This window comes from Corynebacterium sp. ACRQP (genome assembly GCF_022345915.1).
In the GTDB taxonomy this organism is placed as follows: domain Bacteria; phylum Actinomycetota; class Actinomycetes; order Mycobacteriales; family Mycobacteriaceae; genus Corynebacterium; species Corynebacterium lehmanniae.
The window spans coordinates 61,335-82,158 of sequence record NZ_JAKRMZ010000008.1 but is presented as its reverse complement, the minus strand read 5'-3'; the positions used below and the strand labels follow the sequence as shown (position 1 = coordinate 82,158).

At 65.1% G+C, this 20,824-nt stretch carries 18 protein-coding genes; 14 read left to right on the top strand and 4 right to left on the bottom strand.

The window, feature by feature from the left end:
• Positions 1-38 precede the first annotated feature (38 nt).
• From MHY23_RS04830 to MHY23_RS04800, 7 genes are all read left to right on the top strand, one after another.
• Complete coding sequence (locus tag MHY23_RS04830) at positions 39-884, top strand: undecaprenyl-diphosphate phosphatase (protein ID WP_239306616.1); 846 nt, start codon at positions 39-41, stop codon at positions 882-884.
• 16 nt (positions 885-900) lie between these two features.
• Entirely contained in the window at positions 901-2,115 is a 1,215-nt protein-coding gene (mshC, locus tag MHY23_RS04825; RefSeq protein WP_239306615.1) for a cysteine--1-D-myo-inosityl 2-amino-2-deoxy-alpha-D-glucopyranoside ligase, read from the top strand.
• Between the two features lie 24 nt (positions 2,116-2,139).
• Positions 2,140-2,538 (top strand): hypothetical protein, encoded by a 399-nt coding sequence (locus MHY23_RS04820; protein WP_239306614.1) that lies wholly within the window; start codon positions 2,140-2,142, stop codon positions 2,536-2,538.
• A complete protein-coding gene (locus MHY23_RS04815; protein ID WP_255713868.1) occupies positions 2,531-3,199 on the top strand; it encodes an HAD family phosphatase in 669 nt (222 codons plus the stop codon). Before MHY23_RS04820 ends, MHY23_RS04815 begins: the two co-directional genes overlap by 8 nt.
• Positions 3,200-3,253: 54 nt before the next feature.
• The gene (aspA, locus tag MHY23_RS04810; protein WP_239306613.1) at positions 3,254-4,693 is read left to right on the top strand and encodes an aspartate ammonia-lyase; all 1,440 of its coding nucleotides are present in this window, start codon (positions 3,254-3,256) and stop codon (positions 4,691-4,693) included.
• Between the two features lie 85 nt (positions 4,694-4,778).
• Complete coding sequence (locus MHY23_RS04805) at positions 4,779-6,089, top strand: anaerobic C4-dicarboxylate transporter family protein (RefSeq protein ID WP_181888430.1); 1,311 nt, start codon at positions 4,779-4,781, stop codon at positions 6,087-6,089.
• Between the two features lie 5 nt (positions 6,090-6,094).
• Complete coding sequence (locus MHY23_RS04800) at positions 6,095-7,762, top strand: formate--tetrahydrofolate ligase (protein ID WP_181888429.1); 1,668 nt, start codon at positions 6,095-6,097, stop codon at positions 7,760-7,762.
• Here the strand turns inward: MHY23_RS04800 and MHY23_RS04795 are convergent.
• Positions 7,759-8,619, bottom strand: coding sequence for a RecB family exonuclease (locus MHY23_RS04795; protein WP_239306612.1), 861 nt, complete (start codon positions 8,617-8,619; stop codon positions 7,759-7,761). The two genes, MHY23_RS04800 and MHY23_RS04795, sit on opposite strands and share 4 nt — an antisense overlap.
• Positions 8,620-8,645: 26 nt before the next feature.
• On the opposite strand from MHY23_RS04795, the gene MHY23_RS04790 reads away from it, so the two are divergent.
• The 3 genes from MHY23_RS04790 to arc are packed head-to-tail and all read left to right on the top strand — an operon-like array spanning position 8,646 to position 12,244.
• Positions 8,646-9,845, top strand: coding sequence for a M18 family aminopeptidase (locus tag MHY23_RS04790; protein ID WP_239306611.1), 1,200 nt, complete (start codon positions 8,646-8,648; stop codon positions 9,843-9,845).
• A gap of 15 nt (positions 9,846-9,860) precedes the next feature.
• On the top strand, positions 9,861-10,694 hold the full coding sequence (locus MHY23_RS04785) for a tRNA (adenine-N1)-methyltransferase (protein ID WP_063936707.1): 834 nt from the start codon (positions 9,861-9,863) through the stop codon (positions 10,692-10,694).
• 29 nt (positions 10,695-10,723) lie between these two features.
• Positions 10,724-12,244 (top strand): proteasome ATPase, encoded by a 1,521-nt coding sequence (arc, locus tag MHY23_RS04780; RefSeq protein ID WP_239306610.1) that lies wholly within the window; start codon positions 10,724-10,726, stop codon positions 12,242-12,244.
• Positions 12,245-12,263: 19 nt separating this feature from the next.
• Here the strand turns inward: arc and MHY23_RS04775 are convergent, their stop codons facing one another.
• Both MHY23_RS04775 and MHY23_RS04770 read right to left on the bottom strand, forming a co-directional pair.
• Positions 12,264-13,286: an NAD(P)/FAD-dependent oxidoreductase gene (locus MHY23_RS04775; protein WP_239306609.1), complete on the bottom strand. Its 1,023-nt coding sequence runs from the start codon at positions 13,284-13,286 to the stop codon at positions 12,264-12,266.
• Positions 13,287-13,310: 24 nt separating this feature from the next.
• Entirely contained in the window at positions 13,311-14,675 is a 1,365-nt protein-coding gene (locus MHY23_RS04770; protein WP_239306608.1) for a PLP-dependent aminotransferase family protein, read from the bottom strand.
• A 70-nt stretch (positions 14,676-14,745) separates the two neighbouring features.
• On the opposite strand from MHY23_RS04770, the gene pdxS reads away from it, so the two are divergent.
• Both pdxS and MHY23_RS04760 read left to right on the top strand, forming a co-directional pair.
• Positions 14,746-15,621 (top strand): pyridoxal 5'-phosphate synthase lyase subunit PdxS, encoded by an 876-nt coding sequence (pdxS, locus tag MHY23_RS04765; protein ID WP_239306607.1) that lies wholly within the window; start codon positions 14,746-14,748, stop codon positions 15,619-15,621.
• A gap of 324 nt (positions 15,622-15,945) precedes the next feature.
• Positions 15,946-17,445: an IS3 family transposase gene (locus tag MHY23_RS04760; RefSeq protein WP_239306606.1), complete on the top strand. Its 1,500-nt coding sequence runs from the start codon at positions 15,946-15,948 to the stop codon at positions 17,443-17,445.
• 107 nt (positions 17,446-17,552) lie between these two features.
• Here MHY23_RS04760 and MHY23_RS04755 read toward each other — a convergent pair whose 3' ends face one another.
• Entirely contained in the window at positions 17,553-19,037 is a 1,485-nt protein-coding gene (locus MHY23_RS04755; protein WP_239306605.1) for a peptide MFS transporter, read from the bottom strand.
• A 66-nt stretch (positions 19,038-19,103) separates the two neighbouring features.
• Between MHY23_RS04755 and dop the strand changes: the two genes are divergently transcribed.
• The gene (gene dop, locus MHY23_RS04750) at positions 19,104-20,603 is read left to right on the top strand and encodes a depupylase/deamidase Dop (RefSeq protein ID WP_239306604.1); all 1,500 of its coding nucleotides are present in this window, start codon (positions 19,104-19,106) and stop codon (positions 20,601-20,603) included.
• Positions 20,604-20,613: 10 nt separating this feature from the next.
• Positions 20,614-20,805, top strand: a complete 192-nt coding sequence (locus MHY23_RS04745; protein WP_239306603.1) for a ubiquitin-like protein Pup — start codon at positions 20,614-20,616, stop codon at positions 20,803-20,805.
• Positions 20,806-20,824 lie beyond the last annotated feature (19 nt).

Below are 20,824 nucleotides of genomic sequence, written 5' to 3'. Positions count from 1 at the left end.
ACCGCGATGGCTAATGAGGCGGGGTAGTGTCTTTCGCCATGACTGATCCCGCCACCACCATGTCCTGGGTGCAGGTGATCGTCCTGTCCATCGTCCAGGGCCTCACCGAGTTTCTGCCCGTATCTTCCTCGGGCCACCTGCGCATCGTCTCCCAACTGTTTTGGGGCGAAGACGCCGGCGCCAGCTTCACCGCCGTGATCCAACTGGGCACCGAGCTGGCCGTGCTGGTGTTTTTTGCCAAAGACATCTGGCGCATCCTCACCGCCTGGTTCGCCGGCTTAGCGGACAAGTCCAAGCGGAACTTCGACTACCACATGGGCTGGATGGTCATCGCCGGCACCATCCCGGTCGGCATCGCTGGCGTTTTGCTCAAGGACTTGATCCGCGAGAACTTCCGCAACCTGTGGATCACCGCCACCGTGCTGATCCTGTTCTCGCTGGTGTTCATCCTGGCCGAGCGCCGCGGCAAGAAAACTCGCGGGTTCGAGGACCTGACCATGAAGGACGCGGTTGTGATGGGTCTGTGGCAGTGCCTGGCGCTCATTCCGGGTGTGTCGCGTTCCGGCGGCACCATCTCCGGTGGCCTCTTCCTCAACCTCGACCGCGAAGTTGCCACCCGCTTTTCCTTCCTACTGGCCATCCCCGCCGTGCTGGCCTCCGGGCTGTTCTCCCTGCCGGACGCTTTCGACCCTCAGGCGGGCCAGGCGGCGAGCGGCCTGCAGCTGCTCGTCGGCTCCGGCATCGCCTTCGTGGTCGGCTACATCTCGATCGCGTGGCTATTGAAGTTCGTGTCCAACCACTCGTTCGCGTGGTTCGCCGCCTACCGCATTCCGCTAGGCCTTCTCGTCATGGCCCTGCTCGGCACTGGCGTGATGGCCGCGTAGTTGTAGGGTTGTGCGCATGCATGCTTGGCCCGACCCGTCCGTACCCGCAGTCGCCGGCACCCCGGTGGCGCTGAAGCTCTACGACACCGCCGATCAGCGCGTCAAGGAAGTAGACACCACCCCGGACGCGAACGGGGAGGTGGGGATGTACGTCTGCGGCATCACGCCGTACGACTCCACTCACCTCGGCCACGCCGCCACCTACCTCACTTTCGACCTTGCGCAGCGCCAACTCATCGCCAACGGGCACAAGGTCCACTACGTGCAGAACATCACGGACGTGGACGACCCGCTGTTCGAGCGCGCCGAGCGCGATGGGGTGGACTGGCGCGAACTTGGCACCAGCCAGATCGACCTGTTTCGCAGCGACATGGAGATCCTGTCGGTGATCCCGCCGCGCGACTACATCGGCGCGATGGAGTCCGTCGACGAGGTGATCGCAATGGTGCAGCAGCTTCTCGACGCCGGCGCCGCCTACGAGCTCGACCATGGCGACATTTACGCCTCCATCGACGCCACCGAGCAGTTCGGCTACGAGTCCAACTTGGACCGCGCCACAATGGAGGAGTACTTCGCGGAACGTGGCGGCGACCCGGACCGCGAAGGCAAGCGCGACCCGCTGGACGCGCTGGTGTGGCGCGGCCACCGCGAGGGCGAGCCCGCCTGGGACTCGCCGTTCGGCCCGGGCCGGCCGGGCTGGCACGTCGAGTGCTCCGCGATTGCCACCAACCGTCTCGGCAGCCACTTCTCCATCCAGGGTGGCGGTTCCGACCTTGCGTTTCCGCACCACGAGTTCTCCGCGGCGCACGCTGAGGCCGCGCTGAAGGTCGAGCGAATGGCCGGCCACTACGTTCACGCCGGCATGATCGCCCTCGACGGGGTGAAGATGTCTAAGTCCCTGGGCAACCTCGTGTTCGTGCACAAGCTCTCGGAGGCGGGCCACGACCCGTCGGCGATCCGCCTGGCCGTCTTTTCGGGCCACTACCGCGAGGACCGGGACTTCTCCGACGCGATCCTGGCCGGGGCCGAGGAGCGCCTCGCACGTTGGCGCGAGCAGCTCGCCGGCGAGGTGAGCGAGGCGGAGGCGACGGAAGTCGTCGATAAGCTTCGCGCAATTCTTGCGGACGATTTGAACACCCCGGAGGCACTTTCGCTTCTCGACGGCGTGGCCGGCGACTGCAACCAGATCATCGCCACCGCCCTCGACGGGCTGCTCGGGGTGCGCATTTAACGCGTCTCACGCACAATGGGGCGCATGAGCGCACCTGCGGACAACTCGATTCGGGCCCAGTTTCAGCCCGAGGTAGACGAATTCATCGACGACCTAACCACCTTCGCCACCGGATCCTACCTGCAGGACGAGGACAAGGACCTGTGGGAAGAGCCCTTCGACCCGGCGGTGCTGCCGGATTTGAAGAAGCTCCTGGAGATGTTCCTGGACGCCCTCGACCTCATCGGCGACGACCCTGAGGGTGACGCGCTGGTGAAGGTCGTGGCACCGTTCTATGGGAACCTCGAGGAGTTCAACGAAAAGCACGCCAACGCGGTGCTTGAACCGGAGGAGAAGGCCGACATCGAGACCCTGGTGTTCCGCGCGGCGGCCGCCACCGGCGCCACGGACGAGGCTCTCAACGAGCTTCCGGAACTTGAGTAGGCCGGCCGCCGTCCTCTGGGACATGGACGGCACCCTCATCGACACTGAACCGCTGTGGGGCAAGGCCACCTTCGAGCTCGGCGAGCTGCTCGGCCGCCCGCTCACCCCGGAGGTGCGCGCCAAGACCATCGGCGGCAGCTTCCCCAACACCTTGAACGTGGTGGCCGAGTGGGCGGGCTACGAGCTTCGAGACGGCGACCTGGAGCGCTACCGCACCTGGATGTTCGACCGTATGGCGGAGTTGTTCGCGCAGGGCATCGAGCTCAACCCCGGCATCGGCGGCGTGCTCGAGTCGCTTGCGCAGCGGGGCACGCCGATGTTCATCTGCACGAACACAGAGCGCGTGGTGGCGGATCCGTGCATTGACGCGATCGGCCGTGAGTTTTTCGCCGGCACGATTACCGGCGACGAGGTGAAGCGCTCCAAGCCGGCGCCCGATATGTACCTCGAGGCCGCCTGCCGCGCGGGCGCGGCGCCGGGGGAGTGCCTCGTGGTGGAGGATTCCTGGCACGGCATGTCCGCCGGGGCCGCAGCAGGCTGCGCGGTGCTGGGGCTGGCGGATGAGGTTCCCGCGGGTGTGACGAAGTTCGACCCGAACAACTTCGTCGGTGCGGGCGCCGATGACGTGGACGGTTGGTTTTCTGCAGCTCGACAGGCATAAATCGGGGGTATACAACGCCCGTCTGCAAGCGTCGCGCTACGTATAGTGGCGCTCATGAGCACTCGTACTGAAGAAGACCTTCTCGGCACCGCCGAGGTCCCCGCCGACGTCTACTACGGCATCCACGCCCAGCGCGCCAAGGACAATTTCCAGATCTCCGGAAGCACCGTCAACGACGTGCCGGAGTTCATTCGCGGCATGGTGCAGGTGAAGAAAGCCACCGCGATGGCGAACCGCCGCCTGCACGCTCTGCCCAAGGACAAGTCCGAGGCCATCATCGCGGCCTGCGACAAGATCCTGGACGAGGGCGTGTGCATGGACCAGTTCCCGATCGACGTTTTCCAGGGCGGCGCGGGCACATCGCTGAACATGAACACCAACGAAGTGGTAGCCAACCTCGCGCTCGAGCTGATCGGCCGCGAAAAGGGCGACTACTCGGTGATCAACCCGAACGACGACGTCAACATGTCGCAGTCCACCAACGACGCGTACCCGACCGGTTTCCGGCTCGGCGTGTACTACGCCGTACAGGGGCTGTTGGAGGAGCTCGACGAGCTGCAGAAGGCGCTGCGTGCGAAAGGCGATGAGTTCGCCGACATCATCAAGATGGGCCGCACCCAGCTTCAGGACGCTGTCCCGATGACCCTGGGCCAGGAATTCACCGCCTTCGGCGCCAACCTCGCCGAGGAGCAGCGCACCATCAGCGGCGCGGCCGACTCGCTGCTGGAGGTCAACCTGGGTGCTACCGCCATCGGCACCGGCATCAACACCCCGAGCGGCTACCGCGACCAGGTGGTCTCCGCGCTGCGCGAGGTCACCGGTCTGGACATCCAGGCGTCCCCGGACCTGATCGAGGCGACCTCCGACACCGGCGGCTACGTGATGATGCACAGTGCCATCAAGCGCGCCGCGATGAAGCTGTCCAAGATCTGCAACGACCTGCGCCTGCTCTCCTCCGGCCCGCGCGCCGGCCTCAACGAGATCAACCTGCCGGAGCGCCAGGCGGGCTCCTCGATCATGCCGGCAAAGGTCAACCCGGTCATCCCCGAGGTGGTCAACCAGGTCTGCTTCAAGGTCTTCGGCAACGACGTGACCATCTCCATGGCTTCCGAGGCGGGCCAGCTCCAGCTCAACGTGATGGAGCCGGTGATCGGCCAGTCCCTGTTCGAGTCCATCCGCCTGCTGGCAAACGCGGCGAAGACGCTGCGCGAGAAGTGCGTCACCGGGATCACCGCCAACAAGGAGGTGTGCGAGGCGTACGTGACCAACTCCATCGGCATCATCACCTACCTCAACCCGGTGATCGGACACCACAACGGCGACCTGATCGGCCGCGAGGCCGCGGAAACTGGCAAGAGCGTCTACGACTTGGTGCTGGAGAAGGGGCTCATCGAGGAAGAGGACCTGCAGAAGCTGCTGAGCAAGGAAAACCTCATGCACCCGGAGTACCGGGGCAAGCTCTACGTCGACGACGAGCCGAGCCTGGAGGCGTAGGCAACATCACACCGGCCGCATTTTCATTTCGGGCTCCTTCGGACAGATAATGGGATGACCTAATAACTGTCTGAAGGAGCCCGCCGTGTTACTCGCCGTCCACATCATCATCCTCCTTGGGGCGATTGTGGTGGGCGCTCGGATGGGCTCTATCGCCATCGGCTTCGCCGGCGGTCTCGGGGTGCTGCTGCTCGGCGCAACCGGGATGCCGGTCAGTGCAGAGGCCATCCCATTCGATGTCATCGGCATCATCATGTGCGTCATCGCGGCCATCTCAGCGATGCAGCTCGCCGGAGGCATGGACTACCTGGTGGACTTGGCCGAGCGCTTCTTGCGCCGCAACCCGAAGCGCATCACGGTGTACGCCCCGATTGTCACCTGGCTGATGACGGTGCTCGCCGGCACCGGCCACACCGCGTTTTCCACCATGCCCGTCATCGTGGAGGTGGCAAAGGAAGGCAAGGTGCGGCCCTCGCGCCCGCTGTCGGCTGCCGTCATTGCGTCCCAAATGGCCATTGTCGCCTCGCCGATCTCCGCCGCGGTGGTGTTCATGGCCTCGGCGCTGGAACCGCTCGGCGTGGGCTACCTCCAACTGCTGGCGGTGATGATCCCGGCGACGTTCTTCGCGATCTTCCCCATGGCGTGGATTGCCAACAAGTCCGGCGCGGAGCTGGAGGATGATCCGGTCTACCGCCAGCGGGTGGCCGACGGTCTCGTCGCAAAGCCCGCATCGCGCGAGCACTACGTCCCGCCCCAAGGCGCGAAAGCCTCAGTGGGCATCTTCCTCGCCGCGATTGTGATCGTGATGGTCTACGCCACGTTGATCTCGGAGCAGGTTGGGCTGATTGCGGACCCGACCATCCCGCGCAACGAAGCGATCATGGCCATCATGCTTGGCGCCGCGGCCGCCATCGTGCTGGTCACGCGCACGACAGCGGCGGAGATCTTAAACACCCAGGTGTTCCGCTCCGGCATGTCCGCCTGTGTGTGCGTGCTCGGCGTGGCCTGGCTGGGCACGACGTTTATCAACTACTACATCGAAGACATCCAAAGCATCGCCGGCGACGTGCTCACCGCGAAGCCGTGGCTGCTCGCGGTCGTGCTCTTCGTCGCCGCATCGCTTTTGTACTCGCAGGCCGCGACGGCCAAGGCGCTCATCCCGGCGGCGCTGGCGATTGGCGTGAGCCCGCTGACCGCGCTCGCCGCCTTCCCGGCCGTCTCCGCGCTGTTCGTGCTGCCGACGTACCCGACGCTGCTCGCCGCGGTAGAGATGGACGACACCGGCTCCACCCGCATTGGCAAGTATGTGTTTAACCACCCGTTCCTCGTTCCGGGTGTGGTGTGCATCTTTGTCAGCGTGATTCTGGGTTATGCCATCGGCGCCGTTGTAGTGTGAGGTGCATGACTGCACAACCGTTGACTGACGTCGAAATTGCCCAGGCCCACTCGCTCGCCCCAATCACGGAGATCGCCGCGAAGGCAGGTGTGTCCGACGATGCGCTGATCCCGTACGGCAAGCACATGGCCAAGGTGGACATCGCCCAGAACCCGGGGAACACGCCGGGCAAGCTCGTCGTGGTCACCGGTGTCTCGCCGACGCCTGCGGGCGAGGGCAAGTCCACCACGCTGATCGGCCTGACGGACGCGCTGGCGAAGCTGGGCAAGAACGCCATGGTCGCGCTGCGCGAGCCGTCGCTCGGCCCGGTGATGGGCATCAAGGGCGGCGCCGCGGGCGGCGGATACTCCCAGGTGGTACCGATGGAGCAGATCAACCTGCACTTCACCGGCGATTTCCACGCGATCACCAGCGCCAACAACACGCTGGCCGCGCTCATCGACAACCACATCCACCAGGGAAACGCCCTCGGCATCGACCCGCGCCGGGTGACCTGGCAGCGCTGCCTGGACGTCAACGACCGCGCGCTGCGCAACGTGGTCACCGGCCTGGGCGGCCCGGCGCACGGTGTGCCGGCGGAGACCGGCTTCACCATCACCGCCGCCTCCGAGATCATGGCGATTCTGGGTCTGGCCACGGACCTGGATGACCTCAAGCAGCGCCTGGCCGACATCACCATCGGCCTGACCTACGACAAGAAGCCGGTCACCGCCGGCGACCTCGGCGCCCAGGGCGCGATGGCCGCGCTGCTCAAGGACGCTGTCAACCCGAACCTCGTGCAGACCCTCGGCGGTACCCCGGCGTTCATCCACGGCGGGCCGTTCGCCAACATCGCCCACGGCTGCAACACCCTGATTGCCACCCGCACCGCCCAGCAGTACGCGGACATCGTGCTCACGGAAGCCGGCTTCGGCTCCGACCTGGGCGCGGAGAAGTTCTTCGACATCAAGGCACGCTACGGCGAGCTCGACGTCGCCGGCGCCGTCATCGTGGCCACGGTGCGCTCCATCAAGCACAACGCTGGCGTGGCCAAGGCGGAGCTTTCGAACGAGAACGTCGCCGCGCTGGAGGAGGGCATTGTCAACCTCGAGCGCCACGTGGAAAACGTGCGCAAGTTCGGCGTGACCCCGGTGGTTGCGCTCAACCGTTTCTCCACCGATTCCGAGGCCGAGCTGGACTTCCTGAAGAACTGGGCCAAGGCTAACGGCATCGCGCTGGCTGAGGCGGACGTGTGGGCCAAGGGCGGCGACGGTGCGCTCGAGCTCGCTCAGACTCTGCTGGACAACCTCACCGAGGGCACCTCGCACCCGCTCTACGATCCGGCCGAAGGCGTGGAGGCGTCCATCGAGACCATCGCCAAGGAGATCTACCGCGCCGCCGACGTGCAGTACTCGGCCGCGGCGCTGAAGGACCTGCAGACGCTCAAAGACAACGGCTTTGACAATCTGCCGGTGTGCATCTCCAAGACGCAGTACTCCTTCTCGGACGACCCGACCCAGCTCGGCGCACCGGAGGGCCACACGCTGCACGTGCGCAACATCGTCCCGCGCACCGGCGCCGGTTTCGTGCTCGTGCTCACCGGCGACGTCATGACCATGCCGGGCCTGCCCAAGCAGCCGGCCGCCAACAACATCGACGTCGACGCCGACGGCGTGGTCTCCGGCCTGTTCTAGGCCTCGGGCCCGGCCTCGGGGGCGCCGCCGTCGCTACGCGCCTCCGCCCGCGACCCCGGCCACCCTGGGTAGGCCGGGGGAGTGCCGCCAAAGACCGGGCATAGGTGCTGGAAGGCGCACCACCCACACAGCTTGGACTGCTGCGGGCGGAAGTTGCCTGATTTACCGTCGGCCTCGATCTTCCACCACAGCTCCGCCAGATCGCGCTCGAAGTACTCCAGTTCCTCGCGCGAGGGGGCGAGGATCATCGAGTCCATCACCTTCAGGTACATCAGCTTCAGCTGCGTGGGCACAACCCCGAACATGCGCCAGTACACCAGCGCGTAGAAGCGCATCTGGAACTGCGCGTCCTGCGAGTACCGTGGCAGCGGCTTCTTGCCGGTTTTGTAGTCGACCACGCGCACCTCACCAGTGGGCGCGATATCCACGCGGTCGATGAATCCGCGGACCGGCACCCCGTTCGGCAGCGTGAAGTCCACCGGCATCTCCTGGGCGTGCGCGTCGAAGCCCAGCGGGTTTTCCATGGTGAAGTAGCCGCGCAGCAACGTGCGAGCGTCCACAAGCAACTGGTACTCGTCCTCGACCGGCTCCGCACAAGTGGGATCCTCTTCGCGCATCTTCTCCCAGTTCGGCTTCAGCCTTTTTACCGCCGCCGGGTAGGTGCGCTCCTCGCGCGGCCAGGCGAACATCTCTTCCAGCACGGCGTGCACCAGCGTGCCTTTGACCTGCGCCTCCGTGGACGGTTCCGGAATCTTGTCGATGGCGCGCAGCCTGTACTGCAGCGGGCAGCGCTTGTAGTCGGAGGCGCGCGACGGCGAGATGGCTAGTGGGCGTGGGGGAGTGCTGGCATCAGACATGGTGCCCAACATCATAGAGTGGAGCCATGACACAGCCGTTCATCGATTTCATCGCCGAGAGTCCCTCCGCATTCCACGCCGCGAGCAACGTCGCCTCAAGGTTGCAGGCGGAGGGCTTTTCGCTTGACGACGACGCACACGCCCCCGGCGGCCACCTCATCGTGCGCGACGGCGCCGTGGTCGCCTGGTGGGTACCCGAAAATGCCCGCCCGCGTTTCCGGGTGGTGGGCTCCCACACCGATTCGCCGGGGCTGATGGCCAAGCCGGACCCGGACGTGGTGCGCGAGGGCTTCCGCCAGGTTCCGGTGGAGGTCTACGGCGGGCCGATTCTGGCCAGCTGGTTCGACCGCGACCTCACGTTTGCCGGCCGCGTGGTCACCGCGGACCGCACCGAGCACCTGGTCAACACAGGCCCGGTCGCGCGCGTGCCCAACTTGGCCATCCACCTCTACCGCGGCGACGTTCCGGAGATTGACCGCCAGGTGCACACCCAGCCCATCCTGGGCGTGGACCGTCCGCTGTTGGACTTGGCCGCGGAGTCCGCGGGCATCAGCGCCAGCGACATCGTGGCGCACGAGCTCATCACCGCTGACGCGCAGCGTGGCGAGGTCATCGGCGACCTGCTGGCAGCGGGTCGCCTAGACAACCTCACCAGTGTCTGGGCCTCCATGGAAGCGATGCTCGCGGCGAAGGACGACGCCGAGGACATCCTGGTGCTGGCGGCCTTCAACCACGAGGAGGTCGGCTCCGCATCCACCGCCGGCGCCGGAGGCCCGCTGCTGGAGCGTGTGCTGACCAAGGTGGCGCAAGGCTTCGGCGACCCGGCCGAGATCATCGCGGGTTCCATCCAAGTCTCCGCCGACGCGGCCCACGCCGTGCACCCGAATTACCCGGGCAAGCACGACCCCACACACCACCCGCTGGTGAACAAGGGTCCGGTGCTGAAGATCAACGCGAACCAGCGTTACGCCTCCAACGCCGCCACGGAGACGGAGTGGATCCTGGCCTGCCGTGCGGCGGGCGTGCCGCACCAGACGTTCGTCGGCAACAATGCGGTGCCGTGCGGGTCCACCATCGGGCCGATTTCGTCGACACGCCTGGGCCTGCCGACGGTGGACGTCGGCGTGCCGCTGTTGTCCATGCACTCGGCGCGCGAGCTGTGCGGCGTGGACGACATGGACTACTTCGTGCGCGCGCTGACGGCTTTTTATGCGGCCGCGCAGTAGGGCATACTTACCGCCATGTATTCGGGACCGTTCCAGCCAGGCGACAAGGTGCAGCTCACAGACGCGAAGCGCCGCCACTTCACCATCGAGCTCAAAGAGGGCGGGCAGTTCCACTCGCACAAAGGCATAGTCAGCCACGACGACATCATCGGCGCCGATGAGGGCACCGTGGTGAAGTCGACGCTCGGCTCCGACTACCTGTGCTTCCGCCACCTGCTGGTGGACCACGTGCTGTCCATGCCCCGCGGCGCCGCGGTGATCTACCCGAAGGACGCCGCCCAGATCCTGGTCGAGGGCGACATCTTCATGGGCGCGCGGGTGCTCGAGGCGGGCGCAGGCTCCGGCGCGCTGACCATGTCGCTGCTGCGCGCCGTGGGCCCGGAGGGCCACGTCTACTCCTACGAGATCCGCGACGACCACCTGGCCTTCGCCAAAGACAACGTCGCCGACTACTTCGGCGGCGAGCCCGAGTGGTGGACCCCGCGTCTCGGCGACTTCGGCGAGGTCACCCCGGAGGACCTGGATGGGCAGGTCGACCGCGTCATTTTGGACATGGTGGAGCCGTGGCACTTCATCGACACCGTGAAAAACGTGCTCATCCCGGGCGGCGTGTTCATGACCTACGTGGCTACCGTGCCGCAGCTGATGAACATCATGGAGGCCATCCGCGAGGCGAAGTGCTTCACCGAGCCGCGCGCGTGGGAAACCCTGCTGCGCGAATGGAAGGTCGACGGCCTTGCCACGCGCCCGGAGCACCGCATGAACGCGCACACGGCATTCCTCGTGTGGACGCGCCGGCTTGCCGACGGGGTGACGCCGCCGCGGCCGCAGCGCAAAGCTCGTCGATAAGCCTCCCGCTCCTATGTAGGCTCGAACGTATGCCTGAAATCCACGACGATGCCTTCGGACCGGAGCTGCGCGAGCTCAAGCGCAAGAACCGCGATCTCGGGTCGCGCAACGAGAAGCTCGCTGAGCTGCTGAAAGTCAGCCGCGACAAGCTCAACGACTTATACGCGAAGGTCGAGGAGCTCAACGAGCCGGCATCGACGTACGGGATTTACCTCGCGCCCGCCCCGCGCAGCGGAGAGGCGGAGGTGCACACCACCGGCCGGCGCATGCGGCTGAAGGTCTCGCCGCTGGTGGACCCGTCCAAGCTTGTTCCCGGCACGCTCGTGCGGCTGGGCGAAGGCACGATTGTGGTGGAGACCTGCGGTTTCGACCCCACCGGTCAGTTGGCCACCATGGTCGAGCGCGTCGGCGGGGACCGCGCGATTGTGGCGGACCAGCAGGGCGCGGAATCGATCGTCATGCTCGCCGAGCCGTTGCGCCACGCCGCCCGCGCCGGCGACACGGTGCTAGTCAACGCGTCTGCCGGCTACGCGTTTGAGCGCATCGCGAAAACCGAGGTCAACCAGCTTTCGCTCGACGAGGTCCCGGACGTCACCTACGCGGACATCGGCGGTTTGGCCTCCCAGATCGAGACGATCCAGGATTCCGTGGAGTTGCCGTTTTCCCACCCGGAGCTCTACCAGGCCTACGACCTGCGCCCGCCAAAGGGCCTGCTGCTGTACGGCCCACCCGGCTGCGGCAAGACGCTCATTGCCAAGGCGGTGGCGAATTCACTGTCGCAGCGCATCGGCGACGGGGGACAGGCGCACTTCATCAACGTCAAGGGCCCCGAGCTTTTGAACAAGTTCGTCGGCGAGACCGAGCGTCGCATCCGCCTGATCTTCGAGCGCGCCCGGGAACTCGCCGCCGGTGGCAACCCGGTGATCGTCTTCTTCGACGAGATGGAATCCATCTTCCGCACCCGCGGCTCGGGTGTGTCCTCCGACATGGAGACCACGGTGGTGCCGCAGCTGCTCACGGAGATCGACGGCGTGGAGGACATCGCCAACGTCATCGTCATCGGTGCGACGAACCGCGAGGAACTCATCGACCCGGCCATCCTGCGCCCCGGCCGCCTGGACATCAAAATCCGGGTCTCGCGCCCCAACAAAGACGAAGCCAAAGACATCCTCGCGCGCTACATCACCGACGGGGTCCCGCTTGCGTCCCCGCGCGAGGTGCTTATCGACGCCACCGCCGACGCCATGTTCGCCCCGCGTCCCTTCGTGCGCTTAGAGCTTGTCGACGGCTCCGCCGAAACCCTGCACTACCACCACTTCGTCTCCGGCGCGATGATCGCCAACGTGGTGGACCGCGCCAAGAAGCTGGCCATCAAGGACCACCTCTCGGGCGTGTCCACCGCCGGCCTGACGACGGAGCACCTGCGCCAGGCTGTCCGCGCCGAGCAGGACGAGAGCGAGGACATGCCGAACACCGCCAACCCGGACGAGTGGGCGCGGATCACTGGTCGCCACGGCAAGCGCGTCGTCGCCGCAGAGGTCATTGGGTAGCGGGGCCACTTTCCGTCGTCTAGTTCTGGTCGAAGAGATGCTGGTCGATGGCGATAGCCACGGCGGCACCCGATCCGAGCGCTTGAGAGACCTGATCCGGCGAGCTAACTACGTTGCCGACCGCCCACAGTCCAGGCTGTGAGGTCTTTCCTCCTTCCACCTGGACCCAGCCATCTGCAACAGTGCAGCCAGCTCCCCGGAGGAGTTCGTCGTTCGGCTTGAACTCCGGACCAGTGAAGCAGGCGTCATAATGAACCGACTCTGAGCCAGTGGCGATCTCGACGGCGTGGTCGTCGTCAGTGGCTGGTGAAACTCGCGATACGTCATCGATGACGAGAGCGACCCCGCACTGTTCAAGGCGTTCGCGCTGTTCTGGGCACAGGTCCATCCCGTTGGCGTAAAGCGTGACGCTGGAGGCCCACTTGGTCAGCAACGTTGCGATCCTGGTGGTGAACCCCGGGTTCTTGCCTCCGACGACACCGAGGTTCTTGCCGTTGACTTCGTACCCGTGGCAGTAGGGGCAGTGAAAGACACGGGTTCCCCACATCTCGCTCAACCCAGGCACTTCGGGAAGCACATCCGTGATTCCGGTTGCAACCAGCACCTGCGAAGCCGTGGAGGCTTCGCCTGACGCAAGCTTCACGGACCAATCGCCCGTGGCCATGTGTTCTAGGGTTTCTACGCGTCCATCGATGAGAAGGCCCCAGTACGACACGAACTCGGCGTGGCCGCAGGCAAGCAGTGCGGAGGGATTCGCTGCGTCGAGACCGATCACGCCGTGCATGTGCTCACTGTTGCGGTTCCTAGGCGTACCCGCGTCCACGAGGCATACCTTCCTGTTCGCTCGCGCGAGATTGATCGCTGCCGCGGTCCCGGCGAATCCGCCTCCGACGACAACGACATCAAAGTGTTGACCCGCAAAGCTTGTTGCGTCGGATGCGAGTTCCTTGCGCTCGGCGACGTTGCCTTCAAGACGAACGAGACGCTCGCGCAGCGCCCGTGCATTTGCAGGTGAGTTCAGTAGGTAGCTGGTCTCGTCCATCTCCGTCCCTCTTTCGGATCACGTCTAAGCTCGGCCCAGCGTAGCTATCGTCTGGGCAACTGTGTCGACAGCGACATCGAAATCGCCGGCGGTGAGGTGAGCAAAGCTCAGCACTAAGCCGTCGCCGCTGTTGGTCCACAACGTGGATTCGTGCCCGGATTCGACACCGGCCTCAAGCAGACGCGTTTCAAACTCGTCCCGATCTTCTCGGGTGCCGAAACGCACAGTCAGATCAGCGCCGTCGCCGGGCGCGAGTCGGGCATCTTCGAACAGCGGGACTAGTTGCTCGTTCAGCACTTCGCGGCGCTGCGCTAATCCCCGGTGGACGGCGCGGGATGCGCGGCGGGCGACGCCGTCGTTAAGCAAGTGCGCGATCGCCCGCTGGGTGACGGAGGAAACCGGCATGCCGAGGACGCTGCGGACCTCGCGCAAAGCCTCGGCGGTCGCTGGCGAGGCCACGACGTAGCCGGCGGCGAGCTCGCGGGAGAGCAGCGTGGAAAACGTGCCGAGTGTGAGCACGTCCGCGCGGGTGGCCAGCGAGGACAGCGCAGGCTGCGGGGAGATACGGTAGCGCAGTTCAGTGTTGAAGTCGTCCTCGATTACCACGGTGCTGGTGCGCGCGGCCCACTCGAGCAACTCCACACGGCGGGCGGCGGGCATAGCGCCGCCGAAAGGGTAAAGGTGCGACGGGGTGACCAGCAGGGCGTCGAGGGAGTCTGGGAGTTCGTCGACCACGATGCCGTCGGTGTCGGTTGCGCATTCCACGATCTCGTGGCCGGCGAGCGGGATCACGCGACGCAGTCCCGGGTGCCCGGGGTCTTCCACGCCGACCCGCAGGCTAGGGCCGAGAGCAGTCAGGATGCACATGAGCCCCTCGCGTGAGCCGCCGGTGACCACGATCTGGTCCGGGGACACGCGCATGCTTCGGGCGAGGCGGAGGTGCTCGGCAACGGCGTGGCGCAGCTCCGGCTCACCGGACTTGTCCACCGCGTTGCTGGGTTCCGCTGCGGCCTCGCGCCACGCCTTACGCCAGGTTGCGGGGCGGATGGTGCCCGCGCTGCCGGGCGAGGGCTTCAAGGAGATGCGTGCCTTCGGGGTTGTGCGGGCAGGCGAGCCGCCGGTGGGTTGGGGTAACGGCGCCGCGACGGTGAGGTCCGGGTGGATCCGCGTCGGGGCGCCCTGGCTGGTCAGAAGGTAGCCCTCACCTTCGAGCTGGTCGTACGCGGTGACTACGCTGCCGCGGGACACGCCGAGCTGCTCGGCGAGGGCTCGAGTGGACGGGATGGCGTCGTTAGGTGAGAGCGCCCCGCTGGCGACAGCGTCGCGGATGCCCGCGGCGATCTGCGCGGGGATGGGCGTTGGGCGGTCGCGGGAGATGTGCAGCAGCATCAACTGGTCCAAAGAAACTAAATAGAACTGGCACTTGGAATCTACCAGTTGCCGGGGCAGACTAAGCGGTATGTCTGATGTAGAACAGCTGAACCAGAAATTCATCGGCGGCGTGATCATGGACGTCGTCACGCCCGAGCAGGCCAAGATCGCCGAGGACGCCGGCGCCTCCGCAGTCATGGCGCTTGAGCGCGTGCCGGCCGACATCCGCGCGCAGGGCGGTGTGGCCCGCATGTCGGACCCGGACCTGATCGAGGGCATCATCGAGGCGGTCGACATCCCCGTCATGGCAAAGGCGCGCATCGGCCACTACATGGAGGCGAAGATCCTCGAGAACCTCGGCGTGGACTACATCGACGAGTCCGAGGTCCTGAGCCCGGCCGACTACGTCAACCACATTGACAAGACCGATTTCTCGGTGCCGTTCGTGTGCGGTGCAACCAACCTGGGCGAGGCGCTGCGCCGCGTGAACGAGGGCGCGGCGATGATCCGCTCCAAGGGCGAGGCAGGCACCGGAGACGTCTCGGAAGCCACCAAGCACATCCGCACCATCAAAGGCGAGATCGCGTCCCTGCAAGCAATCTGGAACGGCAACCACGACGAGCTCTTCGTCGCGGCGAAGGAGCTGCAGGCGCCGTACCAGCTGGTGGCCTACGTGGCGGTGCACGGCAAGCTCCCGGTGCCGCTGCTGGTTGCCGGCGGCGTGTCTACTCCGGCTGACGCGGCGCTGATGATGCACCTCGGCGCGGACGGCGTATTCGTCGGCTCCGGCATCTTCAAGTCCGACAGCCCAGAAGCCCGCGCCAAGGCTGTGGTCAAGGCGACCCAGAACTGGAACGACATCGCCGCGGTGACCGAGGCGTCCCGCGGACTGGGCGAGGCGATGGTGGGCATCAACGTCGCCGACCTCCCGGCGCCGCACCGCCTGGCCGAGCGCGGCTGGTAGAGCATTCAACGCGTAAAGCTCGTTACCTGCACCTCGTTATTGCCCTCTGAGGGGAGCGCGGACAAAAAGTTGGAGTGTTGGGGGCTGGAAGGTATTCCGATGCCCGCAGGTTTTCCATCTGATATCCGCGTTGGTGCGGTTGAGAGGTTTTTGGCCGGGTCGTCTGCCCGTGAGGTCTGCGACTGGGCTGAAGGCGCGTGTGGTCGCCGACCGTCGGTGGCCACGGTCGGCAACTGGGTTGCGGCCAAGCGCCGTGGCCAGAGCTTGGACGGTGCCAGACGCGCCTACGACGCTGAGACCATCGCAAAAGTTGTCGCACGCAGATTGACCTCGCAGGCGACAGTGCGTGACATCGCTGTAGAGTTCGATGTCCACGACACCGCGGCACTGACCTGGACGAAGCGGTATTGGCCCGACGATGACGAACGCGATTCGGCAGCGTCGATGACATTCGACGAGGCGTTTGCGGCGACAATGGAACGCGTGAGCAAACACCGCAAAGTCCAACGCAACCATCAGCAGCAGCGAGTCGATGAGGCAGCCAATGCGAAGAAACCACCCCGGCCAGTCAACGAGTGGCTGCCAGGGCCTGGGCCGATAGACGATATCGCTGATTTACCCAGTGACATGGACGAGCTGAAAAAGCTCGTTGTTGAGATGCGCGACCGGGAAACGGTCAAAGACGCCATTATCCAAGTGCTCATGAGCGACGGTGAGTCGCGGGGAAAAGACGGCGTCCGTGACGGTGAGCTGTCCACCGCGGCGAAAGCCGCTGTGGTGGTTGCCCTCACGGACGCCCACGGGTTTTCCATCGCTCGAGCATGCGCGGTTGTCGGGATTGCGCAGTCGACGTTTTACTACCACCGACACACCCACACCAAGGTGGTGCACCAGCGCGAACAGCGCCACGCTGCACTCAAACCGCTGATCTTGCAGGCAGCAGCCGAATCCGGGCAAAGCTACGGCTACCGGCGCATCCACGCCTGGTTAAAGATCATGGGGCATACGGTGTCGGAAAAGATCGTGCGCACTCTCATGCAAGAGCTTGGGTGCCGCCCGCCGGCGAAGGCGTCTGGCAAGTACTCCTCCTACACCGGTGAAACCGACCACAAACCGGCAAACCTGCTGCTGATCACCCCAACCAGCAACAGCGACGATGACGGGGATGCGGATGTGGATGTGGCCCGGCCGGTTGTTGCACCGTCGCAGTATTTCATCGACCACGCCGACGCTCAGGGGCTGACCCACGATTTCCACGCGGATGCCCCGTGGGAGAAAATCGGCACCGACGTCACCGAAATCCACTGCCCAGACGGGAAGTTGTTCCTGTCGGCAGCGATCGATTTCTACGACGGGATGCCGATTGCGGTCACCATGTCGACGTCGCCGAATCACGACTTGGTCGCCGAGATGATCGCGCGAATCGACGAGGTAAAACCCGACGGTGCGCAACCGATTATCCATTCCGATCGTGGCGGGCTCTACCGCAGTGAACGCTGGGTCAGCCTGATCACCGACCACACCCACAACATCCTGGATTGCCCCGACTGCCAGGCCGATGCGTGGTGCGACAACCGGTGGCGATACATCCCGTCACTGTCACGCAAAGCCACCAGCGGCGACAACGCGCGCACCGAAGGGTTCTTCGGCACGATGAAACAAGAACTGCTCAAAGGCAGGCCTGTGGTGTCAACGATGACGGTGGAGCAAATGCGCGACTATATTGACACCTACATCGACTTCTACATTCACAGACGATTGAAGTCGACACTCGGCGACGGGTACACCACCATCGCCGAACACCGACAAGCACTGAGTGCATAACAACGAGACAAAGTCCCCCAAATGCACTCCAAGAATTTGTCCGCATCCCCGAGAGGCGATCAACGATGTGCGAGTAACGAGCTTTTGCTTTGCGACGTCAGCTCCGCCTAGCGCACGTCCCCAAACTTGCGCACGACCCAACGGCTGATCGCGATGAGGACCAACCCGAGCACGATAGTGATCGCGGACAGCGTGAGGAAGAAGATGCGCTCCGCGGCCGCGTCGTCCGGGTTGTACAGCGAGCCGAGCACGCCAGACAGCGCGGTGCCCATGGACACCGACATCAGCCACACCGCGAACAGGCGCGACTTGAACGCCACCGGGGCGACCTTGGTGGCCAGCGAGTTGCCGACCGGCGACAGCAGGAGTTCACCCATGGTGAACAGGAACAGGATCAGCACCAGCACTGCGAGCGGGGTGGAGTTCTCGCCCTTGCCCACGTACGGCAGGAAGATGAACAGCGACAGGCCGATGATGATGTTGGCCACGCCGAACTTGGTCGCAGACGCCCACTGGCGCTCGCCGAGTTTCGTCCACCTGGCGGCGAAGATCGGGGCGAAGATGATGATGAACAGCGGGTTGAAGGACTGCACCTGCGCGGGCTCGAGCTCAGTCCAGAAGAAGTCCAGGTTCGCGCGCTGGTCGGTGTACAGCGCCACCACGGTGAACTGCGACTGGAAGATGGCAAAGAACGCCACGGAGCCCGCGAGCAGCGGAATGTAGCCGGTCAGGCGCGACTTCTCGTGGGCGGTGACCTTGTCGGACGCGAACATCTCCCACAGCAGGATGACCGTCGCAGCAAGGGCGATGGCGAAAACGACCCAGCTCAGCATGTCCAGCGGCAGAATGCCGGTGGTGAGCAACCCGACGACGATTGCCACGACTGCCAGCGCACCGAAACCAACCGGAGCCCACTTCGAGCGCGGCAGCGGGTTGGGCACCTCGGAGCCGGCTGCGCCGATGGTGGACTTGCGCATGAGCGTGTACTGCACCAGACCGATGGCCATGCCGATGGCGGCGAGGCCGAAGCCCCAGTGGAAGCCGGCCATGCCCCACACCCGGCCCGTAATCGCGGGGCCGAGCAGTCCGCCGATGTTGACAGACATGTAGAAGATGGAAAAGCCTGCGTCGCGGCGCGGGTCCTCGCGGGTGTACAGGTCGCCGAGAACCACCTGGGTCGCCGTCTTCACGCCGCCGGAGCCGATGCCCACACACACCAGACCAATGGCCAGGCCGGCGGCGCCCGGCACGAGAGCGAGCACGATGTGGCCGATCATGACCAGGATTGCCGAGTAGAACAGGGTGCGTTCCGCGCCGAGGAGGCGGTCGCCGACGAAGGAGGCGACGAGCGCCATCATGTACACGAAGCCGCCATAGGCGCCGACCAGGCTCAGCGCGGTGGATTTGTCGATGCCGAGGCCACCTTCGGTCGTCGAGTAGTACATGTAGTAGGCCAACAGCGCCTGCATGCCGTAGAAGCTGAAGCGCTCCCACAGTTCAATGCCGAAGAGGTTGGCCAGCCCCCAGGGTTGGCCGAAGAACTTGCGCTCGGTCTGCGGCGCGGCCGCACCGGGCTGTGTTGCGGAAGTCATAGCTAAATAAAATACGTCTGATCGTATTATCTTCCAAACACGGACACGCCTGTAGGCTCGACATCTATGACGCGTTACTTGGGAACCGAGACGGAGTATGGCATCACCTGCCCGGACAACCCGCAGATCAGCCCCCTGGTCACCTCCACGCACGCGGTGGTCGCCTACGCGGCGCTGCGCACCCAGGCCCGCACCCGCTGGGACTATGCAGAGGAGGCGCCGCTGAAGGACACCCGAGGCTTCGACCTCCAGCGCTACCGCAGCGTGCCGGTCGTGGACGCGAACGCGATCGGAGTGGCCAACGTGGTCACCACCAACGGCGCCCGCTACTACGTCGACCACGGGCACCCGGAGTACTCCAGCCCGGAGTGCTCCAACGCGTTTGACGCGATGGTCTATGACGCCGCCGGCGACATCGTCCTCAACGACGCCGCCGCGTGCATCCGGGAGCTGTGGGAGCAGCAGGTCTCCGTGCTGGCCAAGCACGAGCCATGCCCGCCGCTGAAGTTCTACAAAAACAACGTCGACGGCAAGGGCCGCTCCTACGGCAGCCACGAGAACTACCTGTACTCGCGCCACACCAACTTCGAAATCCTCACCCAGGCGCTGATCCCGTTCTTCGTCACCCGCCAGGTCATCATCGGTGCGGGACGCGTGGGCATCGGCCAGGAATCGGAAAAGCCCGGCCTCCAAATCTCGCAGCGCGCGGACTACTTCGAACAGGAGGTTTCGCTGGAGACGACGCTCAACCGAGGCATCGTCAACACGCGCGACGAGCCACACGCACCGGAAGAGGATTTCCGCCGCCTGCACGTCATCGTGGGGGACGCAAACATGAGCCAGTTCTCCAACTTCCTCAAACTCGGCATGGCCTCGCTGGTGCTCGACGCGATCGAGGCTGGCGTGGACTTTAGCGACCTGCGCCTGAAAAACCCGGTCGAGGAAATCAAGGCGGTCAGCCACGACCCCACACTCACACATGAGCTCGAGCTTCTCGACGGCCAAAGGTTGTCCGCGATCTCTATCCTCCGTAAATACAGGAGAAGGTGTGAGGGGCGGAGCGACGTCGATAAGCAAGTGCTCACACTGTGGGGTGAGGTCCTCGACGACCTTGAGCGCGACCCGCTGTCCACCGCCGACCGGCTGGATTGGACGGCGAAGTGGGCGCTGGTGCGCAGGTTTGAGCAGCGCGGGGCGACGCAGGCGAAGCTGCAGGCGATTGACCTGCAGTACGCGGACATCGACCCCGAGAGCTCGCTGTATCACGCGCTGGTGCGCAAAGGCGCAATGCGCACGATGGTCAGCGCCGAGGAGATCGCGCGCGCCGCGGCACACCCGCCCGAGGACACCCGCGCGTACTTCCGGGGTCGCGCGGGCGAGAAGTTCGCCGAGGACTTAACGGCCTCGAACTGGCAGTCCATGCTCTTTACCGTGGACGGGCAGCTCTACCGGGTGCCGCTGGATCTGCTAGGCAGCCACACCAAAGCGGACGTGGGGGAGCTGATCGAAACATCCGCGACAACACGCGAGCTGCTTTCCGGCCTGGGGCTGGCTCCAGAACGCTAAGGTTGCATCTATGGCTACGCAACAAACACACGCTTCCGGTGGCGGCGGGGACAACCACGGCGAAGATATCGCCGCGGAATCTGCCGGCCAGGCCCAGATCAACACCTCCGGCACCGACGACCTGCTCGACGAGATCGACGCGCTGCTGGACTCCAACTCGGAGGAGTTTGTGAAGTCGTTTGTGCAGAAGGGCGGGCAGTAAGCTGGCAACCAGCTACCCG